At 39.8% G+C, this 24,218-nt stretch carries 25 protein-coding genes and 1 riboswitch; of the genes, 11 read left to right on the forward strand and 14 right to left on the reverse strand.

The window, feature by feature from the left end:
• Positions 1–25: 25 nt before the first annotated feature.
• Positions 26–1,288: an outer membrane protein transport protein gene (locus tag BTO08_RS02775; RefSeq protein ID WP_105059803.1), complete on the reverse strand. Its 1,263-nt coding sequence runs from the start codon at positions 1,286–1,288 to the stop codon at positions 26–28.
• Between the two features lie 274 nt (positions 1,289–1,562).
• Entirely contained in the window at positions 1,563–2,228 is a 666-nt protein-coding gene (rnt, locus tag BTO08_RS02780) for a ribonuclease T (protein ID WP_105059804.1), read from the reverse strand.
• A gap of 228 nt (positions 2,229–2,456) precedes the next feature.
• On the opposite strand from rnt, the gene motY reads away from it, so the two are divergent.
• The gene (gene motY, locus BTO08_RS02785) at positions 2,457–3,350 is read left to right on the forward strand and encodes a flagellar protein MotY (RefSeq protein ID WP_105059805.1); all 894 of its coding nucleotides are present in this window, start codon (positions 2,457–2,459) and stop codon (positions 3,348–3,350) included.
• Between the two features lie 66 nt (positions 3,351–3,416).
• Here the strand turns inward: motY and BTO08_RS02790 are convergent, their stop codons facing one another.
• Together BTO08_RS02790 and BTO08_RS02795 are read right to left on the reverse strand one after the other, a co-directional pair.
• On the reverse strand, positions 3,417–3,860 hold the full coding sequence (locus tag BTO08_RS02790; protein ID WP_105059806.1) for a DUF2753 family protein: 444 nt from the start codon (positions 3,858–3,860) through the stop codon (positions 3,417–3,419).
• A gap of 34 nt (positions 3,861–3,894) precedes the next feature.
• Positions 3,895–4,509 (reverse strand): superoxide dismutase, encoded by a 615-nt coding sequence (locus tag BTO08_RS02795; RefSeq protein ID WP_105059807.1) that lies wholly within the window; start codon positions 4,507–4,509, stop codon positions 3,895–3,897.
• A 180-nt stretch (positions 4,510–4,689) separates the two neighbouring features.
• Between BTO08_RS02795 and BTO08_RS02800 the strand changes: the two genes are divergently transcribed.
• Positions 4,690–5,139, forward strand: a complete 450-nt coding sequence (locus BTO08_RS02800) for a hypothetical protein (RefSeq protein ID WP_105059808.1) — start codon at positions 4,690–4,692, stop codon at positions 5,137–5,139.
• A 66-nt stretch (positions 5,140–5,205) separates the two neighbouring features.
• Here the strand turns inward: BTO08_RS02800 and nth are convergent, their stop codons facing one another.
• The 7 genes from nth to rsxA all read right to left on the reverse strand — a co-directional run bounded on the left by nth (position 5,206) and on the right by rsxA (position 12,344).
• Positions 5,206–5,841: an endonuclease III gene (nth, locus tag BTO08_RS02805; RefSeq protein ID WP_105059809.1), complete on the reverse strand. Its 636-nt coding sequence runs from the start codon at positions 5,839–5,841 to the stop codon at positions 5,206–5,208.
• A 152-nt stretch (positions 5,842–5,993) separates the two neighbouring features.
• Positions 5,994–6,692 carry an electron transport complex subunit E gene (locus tag BTO08_RS02810; protein ID WP_105059810.1) on the reverse strand — a complete coding sequence of 233 codons (699 nt, stop codon included), beginning with the start codon at positions 6,690–6,692 and terminating at the stop codon, positions 5,994–5,996.
• Position 6,693: 1 nt separating this feature from the next.
• Complete coding sequence (rsxG, locus tag BTO08_RS02815) at positions 6,694–7,326, reverse strand: electron transport complex subunit RsxG (RefSeq protein ID WP_105059811.1); 633 nt, start codon at positions 7,324–7,326, stop codon at positions 6,694–6,696.
• 14 nt (positions 7,327–7,340) lie between these two features.
• A complete protein-coding gene (rsxD, locus tag BTO08_RS02820) occupies positions 7,341–8,387 on the reverse strand; it encodes an electron transport complex subunit RsxD (protein WP_105059812.1) in 1,047 nt (348 codons plus the stop codon).
• Between the two features lie 2 nt (positions 8,388–8,389).
• Positions 8,390–11,176: an electron transport complex subunit RsxC gene (rsxC, locus tag BTO08_RS02825; RefSeq protein WP_105059813.1), complete on the reverse strand. Its 2,787-nt coding sequence runs from the start codon at positions 11,174–11,176 to the stop codon at positions 8,390–8,392.
• Positions 11,177–11,178: 2 nt separating this feature from the next.
• A complete protein-coding gene (gene rsxB, locus BTO08_RS02830; protein WP_105059814.1) occupies positions 11,179–11,763 on the reverse strand; it encodes an electron transport complex subunit RsxB in 585 nt (194 codons plus the stop codon).
• Positions 11,763–12,344, reverse strand: a complete 582-nt coding sequence (gene rsxA, locus BTO08_RS02835) for an electron transport complex subunit RsxA (RefSeq protein WP_045083337.1) — start codon at positions 12,342–12,344, stop codon at positions 11,763–11,765. Before rsxA ends, rsxB begins: the two co-directional genes overlap by 1 nt.
• A gap of 395 nt (positions 12,345–12,739) precedes the next feature.
• Between rsxA and pepE the strand changes: the two genes are divergently transcribed.
• The 4 genes from pepE to BTO08_RS02855 all read left to right on the forward strand — a co-directional run bounded on the left by pepE (position 12,740) and on the right by BTO08_RS02855 (position 18,867).
• Positions 12,740–13,477 (forward strand): dipeptidase PepE, encoded by a 738-nt coding sequence (gene pepE, locus BTO08_RS02840; RefSeq protein WP_105059815.1) that lies wholly within the window; start codon positions 12,740–12,742, stop codon positions 13,475–13,477.
• Positions 13,478–14,634: 1,157 nt separating this feature from the next.
• Positions 14,635–16,662 (forward strand): excinuclease ABC subunit UvrB, encoded by a 2,028-nt coding sequence (uvrB, locus tag BTO08_RS02845; protein WP_105059816.1) that lies wholly within the window; start codon positions 14,635–14,637, stop codon positions 16,660–16,662.
• A 402-nt stretch (positions 16,663–17,064) separates the two neighbouring features.
• Positions 17,065–18,507: a quorum-sensing sigma-54 dependent transcriptional regulator LuxO gene (gene luxO, locus BTO08_RS02850; protein WP_105059817.1), complete on the forward strand. Its 1,443-nt coding sequence runs from the start codon at positions 17,065–17,067 to the stop codon at positions 18,505–18,507.
• The gene (locus BTO08_RS02855) at positions 18,508–18,867 is read left to right on the forward strand and encodes an Hpt domain-containing protein (protein ID WP_005368832.1); all 360 of its coding nucleotides are present in this window, start codon (positions 18,508–18,510) and stop codon (positions 18,865–18,867) included.
• On the opposite strand, the gene yvcK is transcribed toward BTO08_RS02855, so the two are convergent.
• The 3 genes from yvcK to BTO08_RS02870 form a co-directional block, all read right to left on the reverse strand.
• Positions 18,829–19,725 carry a uridine diphosphate-N-acetylglucosamine-binding protein YvcK gene (gene yvcK, locus BTO08_RS02860; RefSeq protein WP_105059818.1) on the reverse strand — a complete coding sequence of 299 codons (897 nt, stop codon included), beginning with the start codon at positions 19,723–19,725 and terminating at the stop codon, positions 18,829–18,831. The genes BTO08_RS02855 and yvcK overlap by 39 nt on opposite strands.
• A gap of 105 nt (positions 19,726–19,830) precedes the next feature.
• Complete coding sequence (locus tag BTO08_RS02865) at positions 19,831–20,406, reverse strand: LON peptidase substrate-binding domain-containing protein (protein ID WP_105059819.1); 576 nt, start codon at positions 20,404–20,406, stop codon at positions 19,831–19,833.
• Between the two features lie 213 nt (positions 20,407–20,619).
• The gene (locus BTO08_RS02870) at positions 20,620–20,847 is read right to left on the reverse strand and encodes a hypothetical protein (RefSeq protein WP_045151949.1); all 228 of its coding nucleotides are present in this window, start codon (positions 20,845–20,847) and stop codon (positions 20,620–20,622) included.
• A gap of 184 nt (positions 20,848–21,031) precedes the next feature.
• Positions 21,032–21,201, forward strand: a riboswitch (molybdenum cofactor riboswitch).
• Between BTO08_RS02870 and moaA the strand changes: the two genes are divergently transcribed.
• From moaA to BTO08_RS02895, 5 genes are all read left to right on the forward strand, one after another.
• Complete coding sequence (gene moaA / locus BTO08_RS02875; protein ID WP_198038403.1) at positions 21,175–22,179, forward strand: GTP 3',8-cyclase MoaA; 1,005 nt, start codon at positions 21,175–21,177, stop codon at positions 22,177–22,179. Its footprint overlaps the riboswitch before it by 27 nt.
• 90 nt (positions 22,180–22,269) lie before the next feature.
• Positions 22,270–22,749 carry a cyclic pyranopterin monophosphate synthase MoaC gene (gene moaC, locus BTO08_RS02880; protein ID WP_005368821.1) on the forward strand — a complete coding sequence of 160 codons (480 nt, stop codon included), beginning with the start codon at positions 22,270–22,272 and terminating at the stop codon, positions 22,747–22,749.
• A complete protein-coding gene (gene moaD, locus BTO08_RS02885; RefSeq protein WP_045083345.1) occupies positions 22,746–22,991 on the forward strand; it encodes a molybdopterin synthase sulfur carrier subunit in 246 nt (81 codons plus the stop codon). Before moaC ends, moaD begins: the two co-directional genes overlap by 4 nt.
• A 3-nt stretch (positions 22,992–22,994) precedes the next feature.
• Complete coding sequence (gene moaE / locus BTO08_RS02890; RefSeq protein WP_105059821.1) at positions 22,995–23,438, forward strand: molybdopterin synthase catalytic subunit MoaE; 444 nt, start codon at positions 22,995–22,997, stop codon at positions 23,436–23,438.
• A gap of 532 nt (positions 23,439–23,970) precedes the next feature.
• The gene (locus BTO08_RS02895) at positions 23,971–24,135 is read left to right on the forward strand and encodes a hypothetical protein (protein WP_242446226.1); all 165 of its coding nucleotides are present in this window, start codon (positions 23,971–23,973) and stop codon (positions 24,133–24,135) included.
• Positions 24,136–24,218: the final 83 nt, after the last annotated feature.

The following is a 24,218-nucleotide window of genomic DNA, read 5'->3' on the forward strand; positions in this document are numbered from 1 at the left end:
TTTCAATTTTTAGTTCAGTCTTGGGTTAAAAAATGTAATTAACTTGTGCGGCACCGATGAAAGCATCGCTGGTTGCGGTGAAGCTATCACCTGCTTCAGTAAATGTGCCGTCTTTGCCGTAGACATAACTAACACCTAGATCAAAACTTAATTGTTCGTTGTATTTATAGCTTGCTCCTGCGGAGTACCAGAAGCGGTCAGTATCTGGAATACTTAATGTTGCTTTACCGCCTTGCTCATCGTAAGCAAAGCCGGCACGTAGGGTGACTTGTGGATTAAGATTGTATGTACTACCAATAGCCCAGCGGAATGCATCGTCATATTTTTCTTCTTTCAATAAGCAGACCCCGGGTAATTGCCCCCCAAAGTTACATTCACTGCTGGTGGCCTTTAGCTCAGTAAATTTACTCCATTGAGTCCAAAAAATACTGTAGTGTACTGCTAATTGATTATTGAGTTGGTGAAAGCCTGAAAACTCAGCGGTAGCAGGAAGTGGTGCTGCAAGTTTTGCATCAATGGTTGAACCACGGCGATTGGCACCGAGAACTTGGCCTGAGTAATCAGTGAAGTCACCGTCAAAATCGAGATCAACTTGTGAGCGGTAAGCTAAGCCAAAACGGTTATTCTCATCAATTTCAAATAGCGTGCCTATATTCCAGCCAAATGCCCATGTTTCCCCTTCCATATTAATAGTTTTGTCGCTGGGCTTTATTGTAGGATAAAACGGTAGTGCGTTCTTACCATAGTGGCGGTACAGTTCAGCTTGTGCATAAACAGCACTAACGCCAACACCGATGCTCCATTGGTCATTGAGTTTATAGGCGACACTTGGGTTTAAATTTACGGTAAGAAGTGAGGTTTTACCTGCTGATGTTCCGTCATAAAAATCATCAGGGTAATCGGTTGTAACCCCGTAATTAGAGAATAAAGACATACCCCAAGACAAACGATCATTAATCGGCTGAACAAAGTAAGTTGAAGGAACAAATGCCAGAGGCGCGACATCTTCGGCTGTTTGTTCACCAGTTGGTGCATCATGTGCAGTGACATCAATATTAGGTAAAACAAGACTTCCTTGTGCAGAAATAGCCATTTTATCGAACTTTGTCATGCTTGCAGGGTTGCGTGCGAGAACACCAGGGTTATCAGCAATAGCTGCTTCACCTGCAAATGCACGCCCTAAACCCGTTGCAGATTGTTCTGAAACTTGGAAACCAGCCGAGTATGCCTGCGTTGAAAGTAATGCAGTGGTTACGGCAATGGTGAGATAACGTTTTTTTACGGACATTATACTGCCTCTCTATGTGTTGTTATTTAGCTTCTTATTCGTCCCTGAAAGGAAAAACAAAGATTAAGTACAAGAGTCAGTATAAGACTGGATTTCATTAATGTTAATTAAATGTAACGTAAAAATTAATGCAAATTTCATGTATTTAACATGTTTTTATATCAAGCGTTTAAAACGTTTAATTTAAAAATCTATAAATAAAAAAAAGATAAAAAAAAAGCTCATAAAAATATGAGCTTAGAGGGGATCGTTGTAGTTTAGATGGGCGGTGAATTTATTTGCTTTCTATTTCTTCTGTTTGAGGTGCCATTAAAGGCCAGCCACCTAACTTTTTCCATTTGTTAACTATTTCACAAAATAGCTCAGCGGTACGCTCTGTATCATAAAGCGCTGAATGTGCTTCACGATTGTCAAATGGGATATTTGCCGTTTGACATGCTTTCGCTAATACCGTTTGACCAAATGCAAGTCCACTTAATGCGGCTGTATCAAAAGTTGCAAATGGGTGGAAAGGGTTACGCTTTAATTTTGCACGTTCAGATGCCGCCATAACAAAGCTGTGATCAAACGTTGCATTGTGTGCAACCATTATGGCACGAGAACAATCAGAAGCTTTTTGTTCTTTACGGATCTGCTTATAGATTTCTTTTAAAGCGTGCTCTTCAGATACCGCACCACGTAATGGACTAAAAGGGTCACGGATCCCATTAAAGTCCAAAGCTTCTTTGTGTAAAATCGCGCCTTCAAAAGGAGATACATGGAAGTGGATTGTTGTTGCTGGCTTTAGCCATCCATCTTCATCCATTTGTAATGTAACGGCACAGATTTCAAGTAATGCATCTGTTTTAGCGTTAAATCCCGCGGTTTCTACATCAATGACGACGGGAAAGTAGCCGCGAAAGCGACTTTTTAATGTGTTGAATTCGTTATCTTGGCTCATAACACTGCTGTCAAAATAAAGGAATGGGCTATTATGTCAGATCCATTCCTTGATACCAATTTGATCTGATGTATAAACAAAAATGGCCTGTCTCTTTTTGCTTAATGTGAAACGGGTTCTGAATCGTTAAAGCAAAGGATGTTATGGTCGATATAAAGAGAGGATTAATTTGTATCAATTAAAAGTCAGCCTTTATATTTCGAGAAGTTAGATTAAGACATTTGGATAATGACATTTCTTATTTTTAAAAAATGGCCTAGGTCATTGTATATATTGATTTTATTGTCTTCATTGCCAAGTTGGGCGGGGAAGCAATATATCGCATCACCTAATCAGTCACAGTGGAATGTTATTGTTGATACGCCGCTAGAGTGTCGTTTGTCACATCATATACCGGGTTACGGTGACGGTGAGTTCGTAGCACGTTCCAGCAAAAAACAATCTGTTGCCTTTGAATTAAAAATGTATCGTCCGATGGGAGAAACACGAAACGTCCGTCTAACTTCTATGCCTGCTCGTTGGATGCCTGGTGATTCAGCAAATACCATGACAAGGCTTAAATTTTTTAAGCAGTTTGATGGCTATATTCAAGGGAAAACGGTGTGGAATATGCTTGCTGAATTAGAAGATGGGCGAAATCCTACATTTATGTATCAAGATTGGCAGCGACAAAATCGCTCATTAGAGGTTGGATTATCTGCCGTTGCGTTTCAAAAAGGTTATCAATCATTTAGCCAATGTCTGAGTAAGTTATTACCTTATGGATTTGAAGATATCGCATTTTCTGTCCTCCACTATAGTGAAAATAGCGACACATTAAATAAAATATCACAACAACGTCTTGCTCAAATTGCCGACTTTGTTCGCTATTCTGACGATATTGATTTGGTTTTAGTTGCAGCGTTTAATGACTCTATTGCTGGTACTACGGAAAGCCAAGAGATGTCAGAACGACGAGCGGAAAAACTACGTCAATATTTTCAATCATTAGGGTTACCTGCCGAGCGTGTTCAAGTGGAAGCATACGGTAAGCGGCGTCCTATTGCTGATAACTCAACCCCTATGGGACGAAATTTAAATCGTCGAGTTGTGATTTCATTAGGACAAAGTCCGATTTATTAATCAGTAATGGAAAGTGGGTGGGATGAGGCTCGTTATTATCGAATGATATAACGAGCCTTATTTTTATTAATGCAGTTTAAAGGAAGCAATTAGCTCACAACTTGAATAGTTGTTAATGGCTTTTACTTGATTAGCAATAGCAGGGTTTGGGTGTCGTTTCAAAAAACCAATTAATGCAGATTGGCAACACCCCAAAGAATTTATATAGCTGTGGCATTGCGTTTGTTTGCACTGTGGGATCAATGCAATAACTTGTTCAGAGGCAAGTTGTAAATATTTTAGCTCGTAGTCTGGATCGCCATGTTGTCGCCAAAAATTAGCAAGGTTATGGCAAGAAACGACTTTCATCGTTAAGAGATCTGTTAGTTGTTCGGTGTCAGTTGAATCTGCCTTGATTTCCTGAGCAATAGATAAGGCGAGTTGATAATGAACAATAGACATCAAAGGGTTATTGTTAGTCTTAGCATCATCAGCCATTAAGGTGTGTCTTTCCCACTCTGAAATATCCATGTCATTATCCTTTGTAAGTGGTATTGCTTTGCGGTTAGAAAGCCTGTAACGCGCTAAGGTAGTTTATCTCAACTTGTTCCCAGTCGACTAAGTGCCACCATGCATCAATGTAATCGGGACGGACGTTTTGGTAACTCAAGTAGTAAGCATGTTCCCATACATCAAGCGCAAGAATTGGAGTACCTTGTACTGTTACCGTATCCATTAACGGGTTGTCTTGATTCGGCGTTGCCGAGATCTCAAGGCGTCCATCTACGACAGAGAGCCAAATAAATCCGGCACCAAAATGATTGGCAGCTAATGTTGAAAATGTCTCTTTGAACTTAGCAAAACTTTCAAAATGGGCATTAATTGCTTCTGCAAGCAAACCTGATGGATGGCGAACGCCTTCGGGTGACATACATTGCCAATAGAGATTGTGATTATAGAAACCACCGCCATTATTACGAACCGCAGCTGGATATTGAGATATATTGCTTAAAATGGTCTCAATGGTCTGGTCAGTAAGATCTGTATTTTCAATTGCAGCGATAAACTTATCAAAATAACCTCTATGGTGTTTGCTATAGTGGATCTCAACAGTTTTTGCATCAAGATAAGGTTCTAATGCATTAAAGTCATAGGGTAGTTGTGGGAATAAATGTTTCATAAATTATACCTAGTAAAAAACGTTAACTAGATATTAATGATAATTATTATCATTATCAACCGCTGTTTTGTATGGATATTAATGAATTTTTAGCTTTGAAATTATGAATTTGATGATTAGTTAACAAAGAATTTATGGTTTTTGGTTATGATTTACATTGTTTAGATAAGGATTTTCGTTATGAATAAAGTTGTTTTAATAGCTGTTGTTGTATTAGTTGCGGTAGGTGTGGGTATTTTCAGTGTGAGTACATTAACTGAAAAAGCAGCGAATGAGACGACAAAAAAAGTATTAAAAGAAGTGGTGAGTGCTGATTTAGCACCTGTCGCAAAAGCTATTGGTAAGCTAGAAGCCTGTGAATCTGGTGCAACTGCAGAGTTAGAAGCCTTAGGCCATACTGCAACACCATTAGGTCGTAGCCTAGCTTATATTGCTTTAGCACAGAATAGTTATTTGATGGATGATGTAGATAAAGCGCGAGTGGAATTGCAGCAAGCGATTGATGCAAGTACAGATAAACCCTCAGTAGAAGAACGTAATGAGATGTTTGCCAAGTTGGGTGAAGGCGCAAAACAAATGGCAGAAAAGCGTAAAGCATACGGCTTTAAAGTAAATTGTGAACCACTTTAATGGCTGATAGTAGAGACGAAAAAGGAGCGATTAAGCTCCTTTTTTACTGCGTCAAATATAATCTAATTAGATTTCTACTTTATCTTTGTACTCACAAAGATCCTCGATTAAGCAACTGCCACAGCGTGGTTTTCTTGCAATGCAGGTATAGCGTCCGTGTAAAATTAACCAATGGTGAACATCGACTTTAAATTCTTTTGGTACGACTTTTAAAAGCTTTTCTTCAACTTGGTCAACATTTTTCCCCATTGCAAATTTAGTTCTATTACAAACTCGGAATATATGAGTATCCACTGCAATTGTCGGCCATCCAAATGCCGTATTTAAAACAACATTTGCTGTCTTTCGACCAACCCCTGGTAGTGCTTCTAATGCTTCTCGGTTTTCAGGGATCTCGCCATTATGTTTATCTAAGAGAATACGGCAGGTTTTAATGACATTTTCTGCTTTAGAATTAAATAACCCAATGGTTTTTATATATTCTTTAACGCCGTCAACACCTAAGTCGTAAATAGCTTGAGGGGTATTTGCAACAGGATAAAGTTTATCGGTTGCTTTATTTACGCTGACATCGGTGGCTTGGGCTGAGAGTAACACCGCAATCAATAACTCGAAAGGTGTGCTCCAATGAAGCTCTGTTTCCGGGTGTGGGTTTTCAGCGCGTAAACGTTCAAGAATTTGGACGCGTTTTTGATTATTCATTTTCTATTCCAAATAAGGCTTATTGCAATATAAGTAGGGAGTGACAGAGTGAGCATCTGTCGTTGCAATTAAGCATTTTACTATTCCATTATTTTGTCGCGATATGTAATAAAAAGAAACCCAATAAGCATGATACTTATTGGGTTTGAGCCTTAGTCTACGCTAGTGACGCGAGCACGTTCAACCGTTGGCTTTGATTCTTCTTTCGGCTGTTTTTGTTGACGGCGTTTATCAATCACATTTTTGGCCGCAATCATCAAACCGACACCTAGAAAGGCACCCGGTGGTAACATTGCAAGCAAGAACCCTGAATCAAAATGGAATACTTGGATTCGTAAAACTGATGCCCAGCTTCCTAGTAGGCGATCAGCACCATCAAACAAGGTTCCTTTGCTCAATAATTCTCGCATTGCACCAAGGATGAATAGCGCAGATGTCATGCCTAACCCCATCCATAAACCATCGAGTACTGCTGGTAATGGTGCATTTTTAGAGGCAAAGGCTTCAGCGCGACCAATAATAATACAGTTGGTTACAATCAAGGCGATGAAGATCCCTAATGACTTGTATAAACCAAAAGTAAATGCATTCATCAATAACTGTACGCAGGTTACGAGCGAGGCAATGATCATTACAAATACTGGGATACGGATCTCTGAGGGTACCCAATGACGAATTAAAGATACTATTAAGTTTGAGCCTATCAGTACTAAAGTCGTCGCAAGCCCCAAACCTAAAGCATTTGTCACCGTTGATGAAACGGCAAGTAAAGGACATAGGCCGAGAAGCTGAACAATGGTCGGGTTATTTAGCCATAAGCCATTTGCCATCAATTCTTTATTAGTTGTCATATCATTCACCTGCACAGTCAAGTGGTTGGTTGATGATTTTATCCTGGTTTTGATCCCAGTATAACGAAATGTTTTTCACTGCTTTGACAACTGCTCGTGGTGTTATAGTCGCACCTGTGAATTGATCAAATTCACCACCATCTTTACGCACTTTAAATGATGGATCGTTATCACCGTTTACACGCTTACCATTAAAGCTGTAAATCCAGTTACTTACAGTGGTTTCAATTTTATCACCCAATCCTGGTGTTTCGTTTTGTTGTAATACACGAACGCCAGTGATCACGCCTTTCATGTCTAAACCAACAATAATTTTAATTGCGCCGCTATAACCGTCAGGGGCGATACCTTCAATAGCTACACCAACTGGCTTATTATCTTTTTTAGCAATATAAGCTGGCATCTGCGCTAATGTACCTAAACGCTTATGATCTCTAACTAAAGTACAACTTTTGTAGAGTAAGTTATCGTGGTTTGCTACGGGAATCACTTGGTTTAGAGTGTCCAGTAACTGTAGGCGCTGCTGCTCTGCTATACGATCTTCTGTTAGGTAGTTCGTCAGGGCTACTAGTGCTGTCGCTAAACACGCAAAAATTGCAAGAATAGCACCGTTTTTTTTCATTGCATTAAACATGGCTGCTCTCTTAATTAGTGCCCGTAAGTACGAGGACGAGTGTAGTAATCAATAAGTGGTACACATAAGTTACCAAGTAAAACGGCAAAGGCAACGCCATCTGGGAATCCACCCCATGTGCGGATCAGATAAATCATGACACCGATAAAGCCACCAAAAATTAAACGGCCTTTTACCGTTGTTGATGCTGTTACTGGATCGGTGGCAATGAAGAAAGCACCTAACATGGTTGCACCTGAGAATAGGTGGAACAATGGAGAGCCGGTTGTATCAGGGTGCACAATGTAAACAAGGCTACTGATCACAAATAGTGACGTTAGCATAGCAACAGGGATATACCATTGAATAACACGAAGCTTTAATAAGATTAAACCACCAACAAGGAAGCCCATGTTAATCCATTCCCAGCCAATACCAGCAATCGCACCGTAAACAGGTTTTGCCATTGTTTCAGCTGTTGTAAAGCCTGTGTGTAACGATGTTTTTAGAGTATCTAGCGGTGTTGCCATCGTGTAACCGTCAACTGACATTTTCAGTTGTGGAACACTAAATCCATCTTGAGTAAAGCCAGTAAAGATTGCATAAATACTATCCATAAAGTTGGCTGGTTGTGCACTCAATGATGCTGGTGGTAACCAGGTTGTCATCTGTACTGGGAATGAAATTAGCAGTACGACATAAGCAATCATCGCGGGGTTAAATAGGTTTTGTCCCATACCACCATAAAGGTGTTTTGCAATGACTATCGCAAAGAACACACCAATAACAGTTAACCACCAAGGTGCTAATGGTGGGATTGATAAACCAATTAATACGCCAGTAAGCAGGGCTGTGTTATCTCTTAAATAAGGTACAACTGGACGTTTACGCAGTTTTACAATAATAGCTTCAAATATGATTGCAGAAATAGATGCTAATACAATTTGGATCAGAGTACCGAAACCAAAGAAGTAGCATTGAGCAATAACGCCAAATACCGAGCATAATATAACTGTACGCATAATAGCGCTGGTGCTTCGGCGGTTATGGTCATGGGGTGAACTGGCAATATTAAACGCCACGGTTAATCTTCCTCAATGTTTTGTTGTTCTTTGGCGGCTTGTTGTGCCGCTTTTCTTGCTTTAGCGCGAGCGACGGCAGCAGCAACAGCAGCTTTTTTCGGATCAACGTTTTCAGCTTCAACTTCAGGTGCTGATTCAGCTTGTGCCTCTGCTTGTTGTGCGGCTTTTCTTGCTTTAGCGCGAGCGACGGCAGCAGCAACAGCGGCTTTTTTCGGATCAACGTTTTCAGCTTCAACTTCAGGTGCTGATTCAGCTTGTGCCTCTGCTTGTTGTGCGGCTTTTCTTGCTTTAGCGCGAGCGACGGCAGCAGCAACAGCAGCTTTTTTCGGATCAACGTTTTCAGCTTCAACTTCAGGTGCTGATTCAGCTTGTGCCTCTGCTTGTTGTGCGGCTTTTCTTGCTTTAGCACGGGCAACAGCAGCAGCAACAGCGGCTTTTTTCGGATCAACGTTTTCAGCTTCAACTACAGGTTCAGGTGCTGACTCAGCTTGTGTCTCTGCTTGTTGTGCGGCTTTTCTTGCTTTAGCGCGAGCGACGGCAGCAGCAACAGCGGCTTTTTTCGGATCTAGGTTTTCAGCTTCAACTACAGGTGCTGATTCAGCTTGTGCCTCTGCTTGTTGTGCGGCTTTTCTTGCTTTAGCGCGAGCGACGGCAGCAGCAACAGCAGCTTTTTTCGGATCAACGTCTTCTGTTTCAACTACAGGTTCAGGTGTTGATTCAGCTTGTGTCTCTGCTTGTTGTGCGGCTTTTCTTGCTTTAGCGCGAGCGACGGCAGCAGCAACAGCGGCTTTTTTCGGATCAACGTTTTCAGCTTCAACCACAGATTCTGGTGTTGATTCAGCTTGTGTTTCTGTTTGTTGTGCTGCTTTTCTTGCTTTAGCACGAGCGACAGCAGCAGCAACAGCGGCTTTTTTCGGATCAACGTTTTCAGCTTCAACTTCAGGTGCAGATTCAGCTTGTGTTTCTGTTTGTTGCGCGGCTTTTCTTGCTTTAGCGCGAGCCACGGCGGCTGCTACAGCATCTTTTTTACTGTCATTTTCAGCAGCGGGTTGGTTATTTGCTGTAGCTTCTTTTTCAGCCTTACGTTCACGAGCTTGACGTTTACGCTCTTCACGTAATTTCGCCATTTCACTGTTATCTGGCAGGCTTTCTGAAGTTGCACCTTGTGCTGAAGCTGCTTGTTTTGCTTTTGCTTTTGCAATCGCAGCTGCAACAGCAGGTTTCACTTCAGCTGTATCTGCTTTAGCGGCTGCTGCTTGTTTGGCTTTTACGCGGGCAATAGCAGCAGCGACTGCATCATCACCACCAGTTTTCGCCATTTCATCACGACGAGAATCAGCAGCTTTTTTAAAGCGGTTTTCACGTTCAGCCTTATCACGCTCCATGCGTGCTTGTTTGGCTTCAAAGCGTTGACGAGCTCGTTCTGCATTCATTTCATCTTGGCTACGTGCCCAGATCTCAGCTTTTGCTTGGCGATAGTACTGAACGAGAGGGATCTCACTTGGACAGACATACGCACAAGCGCCGCACTCAATACAATCTTTTAGATTATATTCTTCGCATTTGTCGTAATTTTGATCCTTGGCGTACCACTGTAATTGCTGTGGAAGCAATGATGATGGACAAACATCCGCACAAGCAGAACAACGGATACATGCCATTTCATAGGTATGTAATGGGAGTTCTTTACGTTTTGGTGCCAAAATACAGTTTGTTATTTTGGTGATCGGCACATTTGAATGTGGGAGTGTAAATCCCATTAACGATCCACCAATGATCACACGTGGATATTTTTTATCGGCTTTATAGCCAAACTTATCTAGCAAGTAGGCAATCGGCGTACCTAACATAGCAAAAACATTACCACGTTTCTTAAAGGCTTCACCGGTTAGCGTAACAACACGCTCAATCAGTGGTTCACCGTCGATAATGGCGCGTTTAATTGCAAAAGCAGTACCTATGTTTTGCATGATAACGCCAACAGAAGTTGAACGTGACTGACTTGGTACTTCTCTGCCTGTTAAGATTTTAACTAATTGCTTTGAGCTGCCTGATGGATATTTTGTTGGAACAACACGGATCAGAATGTTGTCTGCTTCGGTGACATGCTGCTCAAGGGCTTTAATCGCTTCAGGTTTGTTATCTTCAATACCGATGATTGTTAGCTTTGGGCTAATAATATGGCGAAGAATACGAACCCCTTCGATCACTTCTTCAGCATAATCACGCATGAGTCGGTCATCGGCAGTAATATATGGTTCACACTCAGCCGCGTTGATAATTAAAATATCAACATTACCTAAACCGCCTTGAAGTTTTCTTGCGGTAGGGAAACCTGCACCACCTAATCCAGCAATACCGCTTAAACGGATTGTTTCGATCAGTTCTGCGGGATCACGATCTTGATAATCGGCATAGGTTTTCTTCTCTCCCCAAGTATCGGTGTGATCTGGGTGAAGAACGATACATAAATCGCTTAAACCTGATGGGTGAGCAGTCGTACGTTGTTCAATGGCTATTACTGTACCAGATGTAGGAGCATGCACAGGGACACACATTGCTATGTCACCTTGTGTCAGAGCTTGACCTTTTTGTACTTTGTCGCCAACAGCAACAATAATGTCACCTTTAGAACCAATATGCTGCTTAAGTGGTAAAACGAGTTCTTGTGGAATACCAGCACTAACGATAGGTGCTTGATTTGAGATTTTTTTATTTTCAGCGGGATGAATACCGCCGTGGAAATCCCACAACTTACCTTGTTTGATTTGCTCAATGATAGATAGCATAACTACGACTCTACCTTTTCTGTACTCGGTGCATCACTGATATTTACGATTGGAATTTGGTTTAGTTGCCATTTCCAATTATCAGGCGTTTCTTTAACTGGGATCATTTCGATACAGTCAGTAGGGCAGGGAGCAACACAGAGATCGCAACCTGTACATTCGTCTTTGATAACCGTATGCATAGATTTAGTGCCGCCAACAATGGCATCGACAGGGCACGCTTGAATACATTTAGTACAGCCAATGCACATATCCTCATGAATAAATGCGACTTTTTTAATGTTTTCTTCTGTACCTTGGGTTGAATCAGGAACATCAACACCCATCAAGTCAGCTAATTTTTCAATAGTAACTTGACCGCCAGGAGGACACTTATTGATCACATCGCCATTGGCAATCGCTTCTGCGTAAGGGCGACAGCCAGGATAGCCACATTGACCACATTGGGTTTGCGGAAGAATACTGTCGATTTGTTCAACAATAGGATCGGCTTCAACTTTAAATTTAACCGAAGCAAAACCAAGAATTAGTCCGAAAATGGCAGCCAGAATAACGATAGCAATGACTGCGATAAGGATCCCACTCATTACAATTTCACCAATCCAGTAAAGCCCATAAATGCAAGAGACATCAGCCCTGCGGTGATCATCGCAATGGATGCGCCTTTAAAAGGTTCAGGTACATCAGCAGCAGCAATGCGCTCACGCATAGAAGCAAATAAAACAAGCACAAGTGAGAAACCCACTGCGGCACCAAAACCATAAATAACTGATTCAATAAAGTTATGACGCTCATTTACGTTTAATAAGGCGACACCTAACACAGCACAGTTAGTGGTGATAAGTGGTAGGAAAATACCTAATAAACGATAAAGCGTTGGGCTTGTTTTATGTACGACCATTTCTGTGAATTGCACAACAACGGCAATTACTAGAATAAAGCTTAGTGTGCGTAGATACTGAATCCCTAATGGATCCAAAATGTAAGTTTCAACAAGATAAGCACAAACAGAAGCAAGCGTTAGCACAAAAGTGGTTGCTAAGCCCATTCCAATAGCTGTTTCTAATTTTTTAGATACGCCCATAAATGGACATAAGCCTAAAAATTTAACGAGTACAAAGTTGTTAACCAACACAGTACCAATAAGTAATAGGAGGTATTCAGTCATACCGGCTTCATTATTATTAAAAGAGATCTAAACATTATCTGATTTTGTTGGCGTTATAACAACTCCTGAGGTGTAGGGTTTTAGGGATTATTGTGTTTTTCATAAACATAGATCATGAAATATTAGTTTTTAATTTAGGTATTACGTCTTTGTTTAGCTGTACGATCAAAAAACAGGCGCTGTATATGATGAAGAAGTTATCAATTTTTGGTTTTGTGTTTATTAATTGTTATTTGACTGTATGCCTTAGCCATAAAGCTTGTGATGGTGAGTTAAGTTTTCGCAAAATATGTTTGGTTCGCTTGTAAAGCTGTTTTAAACCTCGTTTTATGTAAGGGTACTTGTGATCATCGCGTGAGATGATGACATCATTGAATGAACATAGGATAGAAGTGATGGATATTTTATTATTGAGTAACGGTAAAATTGCAGGTAACACCCATGTAATGGAATTTGCGGGTGATGCAATTGTTGAGCAAGTTAAGCGAACTGGCGCTAAACATTTTCTTGTTATTCCTTATGCTGTGATTCGATCGAGTCACGATGATCGTGTGGCGATGGTACAAGCGACATTTGATCGTTTAGATCTTGATTGTGTTGCAACAGGTATTCATCAAGCAGCCGATCCTGTTAAAGCCATTGAAGAAGCTGAAGGTATTATTGTAAGTGGCGGTAATACTTGGGTTTTAAATAAAAAACTTCATGATTTAGGTTTGGTTGGCCCGCTACGTAAGGCGGTATTGGCGAAAGGTATTCCTTATATTGGTTGGAGCGCAGGTACCAATATTGGTTGTCCAACTATTCGAACTACTAACGATATGCCTATTGTTACTAGTGCAGTATTGAGCTCGCTTAACTTTGTCCCTTTCCAAATTAACCCGCATTATCTAGAAGCATCGGTTGAAGGGCATATGGGAGAAACCCGTGATGAGCGTATTCAAGAGTTTTTAGAAGTAAATAAGCATGAACCTGTTGTGGGCATCCCTGAAGGTACATGGCTGCAATTATTAGACGGAAAGTTAAGTTACCACACTGCAAATGGTAAGCCATTGAAACTATTCCAGTATGGCGTTGAGCCTGTTTATTTTGAGGAAGGGCAAGATATTCAATTTATGATGGAATATAGCTGTTAATACATCAGATGATATCTGACAAAAGAAAAGCCAGCGTTATGCTGGTTTTTATTGTGTTAAAGAACTGGCTTCATTTTATGCATTTACATCTCGATGCATATGAAATAATGCTTGATTTTTAGAATAGTAGCTTTGACGAGTGTTTAACTTAGTTATCCACAAAAACTGTGGATAAGTATGTTGATTTCATATTGTAAACGTATTGGATAATGGTGGCTCTAACTTATCGCTTTATTATTTTTGAAAGGGATATACGGTAAAAAGGTACTAATTTCAGATACTATTATTGACTAGGTTCATATCTATAAGTGTTATTGCTAAGCAAACAGACATTAGTAATGGTTGATTTTCAGTAAGCGAAAAAATTGAATAGAATAGGTATAAGCTGTGGATGTAAACGTTAATGATTGATTGTTTTTGAAAGGTTAACGGTATGAGGCTTAGATGTTTCTTTAAGGGGAGAGCATAATACGTCTTACAACATAGTTGGTCAATTGATCTAGATTCATTTTTCTGCGTTATTTTGATATTTGGATAATAATTTCATAAAAAGACATAAAAAAAATCATATATTTTGTAACTTTTTTGCTCATTGTGAAATTCACAGTTTAATAATGTTAAATACAATATTGTTATTAATTAATGAGTTAGTGTTTTATTTCTACGGTAGAAAACATCAATATTCTGAAATTCAGAGCGATATATAAGTCTGAGTTATTTATCATTCATTTATATTCACGCCATCACTTTTACCTTGTCTGTCCTTCGCTTTATGATTCATTCCACATTAAGTTCCTGGATTCGAGTCAGGCATTTAAACTTATGATTAAGATAAGGGTGCTTAATGTTCTACACGTCAAATTTAGCTTAACGTTTTGCTTATCAGTTGAGTTTGCTTATTACAATGTAATGTTGTTTGCTTCAATATTAGTTAGTTAAGACCCAAAGGGGGCTATTTACAGACTGTTGTATATAGTTGTGGTCTTTTATTCTGTGAGTCATGTTTGGTGTTCAAACTCTCAGTGTTCATTTAACTAATATTGAAGCTATTTTTTTATCTGCAATTTAGTTTCTTCATCTCAAGTATTTCCAGTAGTTGACATTAGTAATGGTCTATCCACAATGTAAACAGTAATTTATTGCTGGATATATAATTTATGAGCGACTTATTTTCTCTTGCTTCTGAATATTCACCATCAGGTGATCAACCCACCGCGATTGCTCAATTGGTTGATGGTTTAGATTCAGGACTAGCGCATCAAACGTTACTTGGCGTAACAGGTTCAGGTAAAACGTTTACCGTTGCCAATGTTATTGCCCAAGCTAATCGACCGACTCTGATCCTTGCACCTAATAAAACGTTGGCAGCACAGCTATATGGTGAGATGAAAGAGTTCTTTCCAAATAGCGCCGTAGAATACTTTGTATCGTACTATGATTATTACCAGCCCGAAGCGTATGTGCCTACAACGGACACATTCATTGAAAAGGATGCGTCCGTTAATGCTCATATTGAGCAGATGCGACTATCAGCAACCAAAGCATTAATGGAACGACGCGATGTTATTATTATCGCTTCTGTGTCTGCGATTTATGGCTTGGGTGATCCTGACTCTTACTTAAAGATGATGTTGCATGTTCGGCGTGGTGATTTTCTTGATCAGCGTGACATTCTACGTCGTCTGGCTGAGTTGCAATATACCCGTAATGATATGGCTTTTGAGCGCGGTACTTTTCGAGTTCGTGGGGAGGTGATTGATATTTTCCCAGCAGAGTCAGAAAAAGAAGCGATTCGTCTTGAGCTATTCGATGATGAAGTGGAGTGTATTTCATCCTTTGATCCCCTTACAGGCAGTATCACGCATCGTGATATGCCGCGTACTACTATTTATCCTAAAACACACTATGTGACGCCACGAGAGAAAATCTTAGATGCGATTGAAGGAATAAAAAAAGAGCTGGTTTTACGCAAAGAGCAATTTTTAGGTAACAATAAACTCGTAGAAGAGCAGAGAATTAGTCAGCGTACACAATTCGATATTGAGATGATGAATGAGCTAGGTTTCTGTTCTGGTATTGAAAATTACTCACGTTATCTCAGTGGACGTGCTGAGGGTGAGCCACCACCGACGTTGTTTGATTACTTACCTGCCGATGGCTTATTAATCATTGATGAATCACACGTAACGGTGTCGCAAATTGGCGCGATGTACCGTGGTGATCGCTCTCGCAAAGAAAACTTAGTTGAATATGGATTCCGTCTTCCTTCTGCACTTGATAACCGACCAATGAAGTTTGAAGAATTTGAATCGTTAGCGCCTCAAACGATTTATGTGTCAGCTACACCGGGTAATTATGAGATTGAAAAGTCGGGTAATGATATAGCAGAGCAGGTGGTACGCCCAACGGGATTACTTGATCCTGAAATTGAAGTACGTCCTGTTGGTACACAAGTGGATGATTTACTTTCTGAAATTCATATTAGAGAGAAAAAAGGTGAGCGAGTATTAGTCACAACTCTGACTAAGCGTATGGCAGAAGATCTCACTGAATACCTTACAGAGCATGGTGTGAAGGTGCGTTACTTACACTCTGATATTGATACTGTAGAGCGGGTGGAAATTATTCGCGATTTACGATTGGGCGAGTTTGATGTGCTAGTCGGCATTAACTTATTGCGTGAAGGGTTAGACATGCCTGAAGTGTCATTAGTTGCGATTCTAGACGCGGATAAAGAAGGTTTCTTACGATCTGAACGTTCATTAATACAGACGATTGGTCGAGCTGCTCGTAATATAGAGGGTAGAGCGATTCTTTATGGTGATCGTATTACGGGTTCAATGGAGCGTGCAATTAACGAAACCCAGCGACGTCGTGAAAAGCAAATTGAATATAACCTTGAGCACGGTATTACACCTCAAAAGTTGAACAAGAAAATTGGTGACATTCTTGAACTCGGTGCTCCAAGCTCCCGAGGTAAGTCGCGAAATAAAGCGGCAGATCTTCACAAAGTGGCAGAAAGCAAAGGAACGTATTCAGCGCTTTCTCCACAAGAGCTCGAATCACAAATTCAAATATTGGAAAAACAAATGTACGACTTTGCACAAAATCTTGAATTTGAGCAAGCGGCAGAAACACGCGATAAGATCCATAAACTAAGGCAGCAATTTATCGCAAATAGTTAATTGGTTATTGGCTATTTTTCTTGTAAATCTTGAATTTTAGGTAAAAAAAAGCCAACCGATAAAAAAGGTTCGGTTGGCGTCATTGTTTTAGTGAAAAAAATCCACAAACAACGTCAGTTGGCTAGGTTGACTCTTAACTTAAGAGTCACGTTATATAAAGCATGTAGTGTGCCAACTTTTAAAAATCGCATTTTTTTATTCAATCCTGCATGTTTCCTGTCTTTGGGTAGCACTTATTTGCTTGCTCTACTGCACAAATAAAAACAGATATTCGCAATTTGCGAATTAATTTGCGAATCAATATGAGATAATTGAAAAAAGAGAAATCTATCCCCCATATTTTTTTCTATTGATTACAATTAGTTTAAGGGGCTTGTTTTAGGAGGAGCAATGGAGAGCAGAATGCAGCAACGCCAAGTATTAATGGTTGAAGATACAGCGTCAGTTGCGGCCTTGTACAAATCTTACTTAAACCCTCTTGGACTTAATGTAAGCATTGTTGGTACAGGGAAGGAAGCACTGAGCTTTATTCAAGATATTATTCCTGATCTAATTTTATTAGATCTCCGTTTACCTGATATGACGGGAATGGAAGTGCTTGAACGTGTAAGAAAAGAGCACGGTAATGTTCCTGTTGTAATAATGACCGCACATGGTTCTATTGATATAGCAGTTGAAGCTATTCGTTATGGCGCACAAGATTTTTTAATTAAACCTTGTGAGGCTGATCGATTACGAATCACGGTAAACAAAGCGCTTAAAGCCGAAAGCAAATCGAATACCAGTACTCAATCTAAGCAATCCGATGGGGCACAATACCAAGGATTTATTGGTAACAGTTTGCCAATGCAGGCGGTATATCGCGTTATTGAATCTGCAGCTTCAAGTAAAGCGACGGTATTTATCACTGGTGAAAGTGGAACGGGTAAAGAAGTGTGTGCAGAAGCAATTCATGCTGCCAGCCCACGTCATGATAAACCGTTTATTGCTCTAAACTGTGCCGCTATCCCTAAAGATCTCATTGAAAGTGAGCTGTTTGGACATGTAAAAGGTGCCTTTACGGGGGCTTCAACGGAGCGACAAGGTGCAGTTGAAATGGCACATCATGGCACGTTAATGCTTGATGAACTGTGTGAAATGGATCTTGATTTACAAAGTAAATTGCTACGATTTATTCAAACAGGAACCTATCAAAAAGTCGGCTCATCAAAAATGAGTAGTGTCGATGTCCGTTTTGTTTGTGCAACTAATCGAAACCCTTGGGAAGAAGTGCAAGAAGGCCGATTTCGAGAAGATCTTTACTACCGTTTACACGTTATTCCTATCTCTTTACCACCGTTACGAGAACGTGGCGGAGATATCATAGAGATTGCTCATGCACTATTAGGTTTGATGTCGTTGGAAGAAGGAAAAAGCTTTAGTCGTTTTTCTGAGCCAGTTTTACGATTATTTGAGTCCTACTCTTGGCCTGGTAATGTACGTGAATTACAGAATGTAATTCGTAATATTGTGGTTTTAAATACTGATGATGAAGTAAAACTTGAAATGGTTCCGCCACCTATTAATTCAATTAACGGCGTAGAAATTGCATCTTATCCCAAGGCTATACCTGAAAAAGTACATAGAGAAAGCCTTGCTGATGAATCTATTTATTCACATGATCATCAAAAAAACAAAATAGAGCCGCTCTGGGTTGTAGAAAAAAGAGCGATACAATGGGCGATTGATGCTTGCGATGGCAATATTCCAAGAGCTGCAGGCTTATTGGAAGTCAGTCCATCAACGATATATCGTAAATTGCAATCTTGGCAAGACACCAATGCCAGTGCTAGGGAGATGGATTAAATGGCAACAACGATAAATTCTGAGACAATTAAACGCCTTGCTGATGAAGTTGGTGAGGATACCGTGTCATTGCTATTAAATGTTTTCAGTGATGAATTAGAACAGTATTCAAAGCAATTATCGGCACATCCTTCCGTTGATCAAATTGGTGAAATCAGCCATGCAATAAAAAGTAGCGCTGCAAGTTTTGGCGCTGACGATTTAGCATTAATGGCACAAGAATGTGAATATCGAGTAAAACAAGGACAAGATGATTGGATGATTGACCATTTGTCTGAATTTAGACAAATGGTCGAAGGTATGGTGGTTGAATATAAGCAATTAGCAGGAAATAATGAGCTTATCAACCGCATGCTTTAACTTATCTCGGTCATGCCTCCACTCATGATTACTGGAGGCAAGATCTTCAATTTGCAGGTTAAATTTACTGTTTAAATCTGTATGAAGTTTATCGGTCAAGATTGTGTCTATCTTGCGACCATTCATTGCTCTTTCGCACCAATGTAACATGGTCTCTAGTGACATTTTCCCTGCTGGACCATGCTCCTTATCAAGGTTAGTAATAAACACGATTTGTGCGTTACTGTTTTTTAACGCGATACCTAAATCACGTAACAGTAAGATAGGCATAACGCTTGTTAAGAAACTACCAGGGCCGAGTAATATCAAATCAGCTTGATTGATTGCGTTTAAAGCTTCTTTTGTTGCCGGCACTGCTGGCTCAAGATAAAGGCGTTTAGGCACTTCTTGTAATTCATCAACACTGGTTTCACCATTTATGATCTCGCCACTGTAGGTAATAGCAGCGAGATCTGATGGGTGTTCTGACATTGGAATGATCTGAGTTTCAACATTTAGCATATCTCGGATCAGATTAATGGCATCAAGTGGACGAATCGAGAGGTTATCTAATGCCGTAAGCATTAAGTTACCTAGATTATGACCATTTAACTCACCATTACCTTTAAAACGGTATTCAAAAATCATCGAACCAATTGATGGTTCTGTAATTAATTGATTAATACAGTTACGCATATCGCCCCAAGCAATACCGCCTTGGCAAGCTCTAATACGACCCGTTGAACCACCATTATCGGTTGTCGCGACAATACCTGTTACTTTTGAACCGTAACAAGAGAGCGAGGATAGGATCCGTCCTAGGCCATGACCGCCACCGATGGCAACAATATTCTTTTTCAATTTATCTGCCTTAAGTATAGTGTTGGCTTTGTTATATTTTTATAAGAAATTAGATTAGCAAATAAAGTATTATGTTGCATTTGTTGCTGTGTAAATTACCTGTGATATCTCACATAAAAAAGGTTAGTGGCTCGTTTTAATCATGCTCATTAAATAATCGTATGTATTCAAACAGGTTGGCTTATTAAGTAAATGCTGCTTATCGACAGTAGGTAACGGTAGTATTTCTAACCAACGTTGACATAGCCAGCTGAGGTTATTGAAGTCTTTGGATTTGTAGAGTTCATCAAGATCAGGGAATTTCTCAAACATTTTCTTTAGACGAATCGCAAGTAATTGTTGTTCTTTATTGATTGCGATCTCTTCCCAGCAGGGTAAAGACGTTGTCTCTCCCCAAAATACACCATCCGTTGTTTGTTTTATCGACTGGATCTTAAAGTTGTTATGACCCGAAACGGTAAGCTTTATTAACGGAGAACCTCTTTCTTGATTGAAATCATCAATCGTGACACGAGTACCGATATGAAATAAATGTTGAGCTTCCTTTTTGTCGCTATACATACAGATGCCTAATCCATCTGTTGAAGCGAGTGCAGCTTTCAGGGTGGGTGTTTGATCTACTGGTGAGATATAGATTTGCATCCGACCAGAAGGAAGAACATGGCGCTTTTGAAAAAGTAGCGGTAATACTTTAGCCATAATGAACTCCATAGTAAGATTTGCAATGCCTAGTTATATAGACATTGCAAAACTGATGCCGACTAAAAGCTAAGGCGTTCACATGGCTTTGTCGTTGACTTTATGAGCTTTTTAATCGAAGTACGCCCATTCTTGACTCAATATTAAGTTAATCAGACTTAATATTGATTGCAGTTTGAAAATCAACATTTGCAAAATCACATTAGTTTAATGTCATTTTTGACGCTCAATTATTGATAATGCCGATTCGGTAGGAAGCAGTTCTAAATGGCCTAACTCATCAAAATACCAACCTTTTATGAGTCCTTTATCACGCATATCTATAAAACCATCAACGACTTGCTGTGCAGCATTTTGTGCTGAGTCTGCATCAATACCATCTTCTCGTTGTAAATAGAGTGCGATATCTTCGATTGAAGCCGATTCCATTATATTTGCCATAATATCCTCACTTTTATTGGTAAATTGCGGCTTAAATTATTAACTAGTATTGTCGTGATCCTACTCGAAAGGTAGAATAGAGACTGTTTTTTTCCAATATTTGTCAAATATGGAAAAACTCTGATACTTTTATATTAAGAAATGCTGTTGTGTAATATTCTCTCAAGGAACGATTTGCTTTGCATAACTGCCATAACTCCGAGCATTTTTCACTAAGTTACTAAGCGATGTTGGACATTAATATATACGTTCAAAAGTTGATAGGTGATTAATGCCAGTGACGATTTGTCACCAGGGTTTATTTAGAAATGAATTGACCTCCCGTATTTGGAAAGGTGTTCCGTGGCGAAACAATTAGAAGATAGTTTCCATCGTAAGTTTTATTACTTGCGACTCTCTGTTACAGATGTCTGTAACTTCAAATGTACCTATTGCTTGCCAGATGGCTATCATCCAACAGAAAAGAAAAAACCTTCCTTTTTAACATTGGATGAGATTCAGCGAGTTGCCTCAGCGTTTGCTGAGTGTGGCACCAGTAAAATACGTATCACAGGTGGTGAGCCGAGCTTACGTCGTGATTTTACTGATATTATCAAAACGGTAGCTGAAATCCCTGGGATCAATAAAGTAGCGACAACCACTAATGGTTACCGTATGGCTAAGCACGTCCACGAATGGCGCGATGCTGGCTTAAGGCATATCAATGTGAGTGTTGATAGTCTTGATCCTAAGATGTTTTATCAAATTACCGGTGAGAATATGTTCCATCAGGTAATGGATGGTATTGATGCGGCTTTTGATGCCGGCTTTGAGCAAGTTAAAATCAATACGGTACTTCTTAAAGACCTTAATTCACAAGAACTACCTAAGTTTTTAGAGTGGATTAAAACTCGCCCAATTCAATTACGTTTTATCGAATTGATGCAAACTGGCGAAATGGATAGTCTTTTTCAAAACCATCACCTTTCAGGGGTGAGTATTCGTAATCATTTGATCGCTAATGGTTGGCTACTGAAAATTAAAGGTAGTAATGACGGCCCAGCACAAGTTTTTTGTCACCCCGATTATATGGGCGAAATTGGCTTGATCATGCCTTACGAAAAGAATTTCTGTCAAAGCTGCAACCGTTTACGAATTTCTGCGAAAGGCAAATTACATCTTTGTTTGTTTGGTGAACAAGGTGTTGAGTTGCGTGATTTACTGGCAAGTGATGATCAAAAAGAATCATTAATTGCACGTATTCAAGCAGGGCTGGGTGAAAAAGCGGTTAGCCATTTCTTGGATGAAGGCAAAACAGGTATGACGCCAAACCTAGCATCCATTGGCGGTTAATTCAGTCTACTTTTCCTACTTTTATTGAGCTTAGTTGAGATACATATCTCTACTAGGCTCCGTATCGCTTCGTTGAGGAACGATTAAATAATGAATCAATTTACACATATTAATGCATCAGGTGAAGCCAACATGGTTGATGTTTCTGCTAAAGCAGAAACCGTTCGTGAAGCGCGCGCAGAAGCTTTTGTTCACATGGCAGCCGAAACATTAGAGCTTATTGTGTCAGGTCAGCACCATAAAGGTGATGTGTTCGCAACAGCGCGTATTGCAGGCATTCAAGCGGCGAAAAAAACTTGGGATCTGATCCCACTTTGTCACCCGTTGCTACTTTCGAAAGTTGAAGTACAGTTAGAAGCTATTCCAGCTGAAAACAAAGTCCGTATTGAATCTTGTTGTAAGCTAGCGGGTAAGACGGGTGTAGAGATGGAAGCATTAACAGCAGCTTCTGTTGCCGCATTAACGATTTACGATATGTGTAAAGCAGTACAAAAAGATATGGTGATTAGCCAAGTGCGTCTGTTAGAAAAAACAGGCGGTAAATCAGGTCACTTTAAGGTAGAAGCATGATTAAGGTTCTCTTTTTTGCACAAGTTAAAGAGCTTGTAGGTACTGATAGCCTTGAAGTTGACGCGGTTTACTCTACTGCTGATGCATTGAGAGAGGCATTGGCAACACGTGGTGACAAATGGCAATTGGCATTAGAATCAGGCAAGTTACTTGTTGCTGTTAATCAAACTATTTGTTCACTAGATACACCATTAACTGATGGTGACGAAGTAGCATTTTTCCCACCAGTAACAGGGGGATAAGTAATGATTTCTGTTCAGTTCGATGATTTCTCTGTTGCTGATGAATATGAAAAATTAGCGGAAGGCACTGAAGCTGGCGCTGTTGTAACTTTTATCGGTAAAGTACGTGACTTTAACCAAGGTGATGCCGTAACGGGGCTATCTTTAGAGCATTATCCGGGAATGACGGAAAAATCGCTTCAAGAGATAGTTGATCAAGCTCACCAACGTTGGCCATTGCTTAAAACACGTGTCATTCATCGTGTAGGTGATTTGGCATTAGGTGATCAGATTGTGTTTGTGGGCGTAACAAGCGCTCACCGCGGTGCTGCTTTTGAAGCGTGTGAGTTCATTATGGACTTTTTGAAAACCCGAGCACCGTTTTGGAAAAAAGAACAAACACCAGAGCAAAGCCGTTGGGTAGATGCTCGAGAAACGGATACATCAGCCGCTGATCGTTGGAAATAGCGAATGAATAAAAAGAAAAGGAGCCGAAAGGCTCCTTTTTTTTACTTATAAAACAGTAGATGGTTCTAGGTTATTGCGATTGGTTATTCTTCTTGTTCTTATCACGTGTTATCACGCTAGATGGGACGTAATTAGGGCGAAAACGTGATGGACTTGGGCGTGACGCACAACCTACTGGTCTCATAAAATACTCTTTAAATAGAATTGAAGGGGGTTATTCTTTAATGTTTTTAAAATTAAGCATAAATACTTTACATTAATAATATTACCCCTCTTTTTTACGTTTTGTATGTGAAATTATGGATAAATATGTCGATATAATAAAACTATCTATCAGTAAAATTGTTAATCATTTTTAGTTATTTAAAAAATAAGAAATAAAGTTTTATGACAGATTAGAGGCGAACTGTGTAGATGTGTGCCATATTTTAAGTGCGGTTAGTTATTAAATAGAAATTAGTTGCTGGTGTTAGACCAAGCAGGACAAGTGGTAGTTGAGGTCTACTGGCATAGCTTGACAGCGGAGGGTTCAATGAAGCACAGACGCGTATCTAATAAAAAAATGAAACAAATTATGCATGATATAGGCATGACAGATCAGCCAGAGGATGATGAGTCGCAATTGCTATTAGAGCAAAGAGAACAATCAGTTAATGAAGATAAACAATTGATTAAATTAGATAGCGAAAATAAGTAATTCCCCCATAATTTTTGAACAAAAAAGCATCGATAGTATCGGTGCTTTTTTTGTGCGTGAAACAAAAATGTAAATATTATGTT

This window comes from Photobacterium angustum (genome assembly GCF_002954615.1).
Lineage (GTDB): Bacteria > Pseudomonadota > Gammaproteobacteria > Enterobacterales > Vibrionaceae > Photobacterium > Photobacterium angustum_A.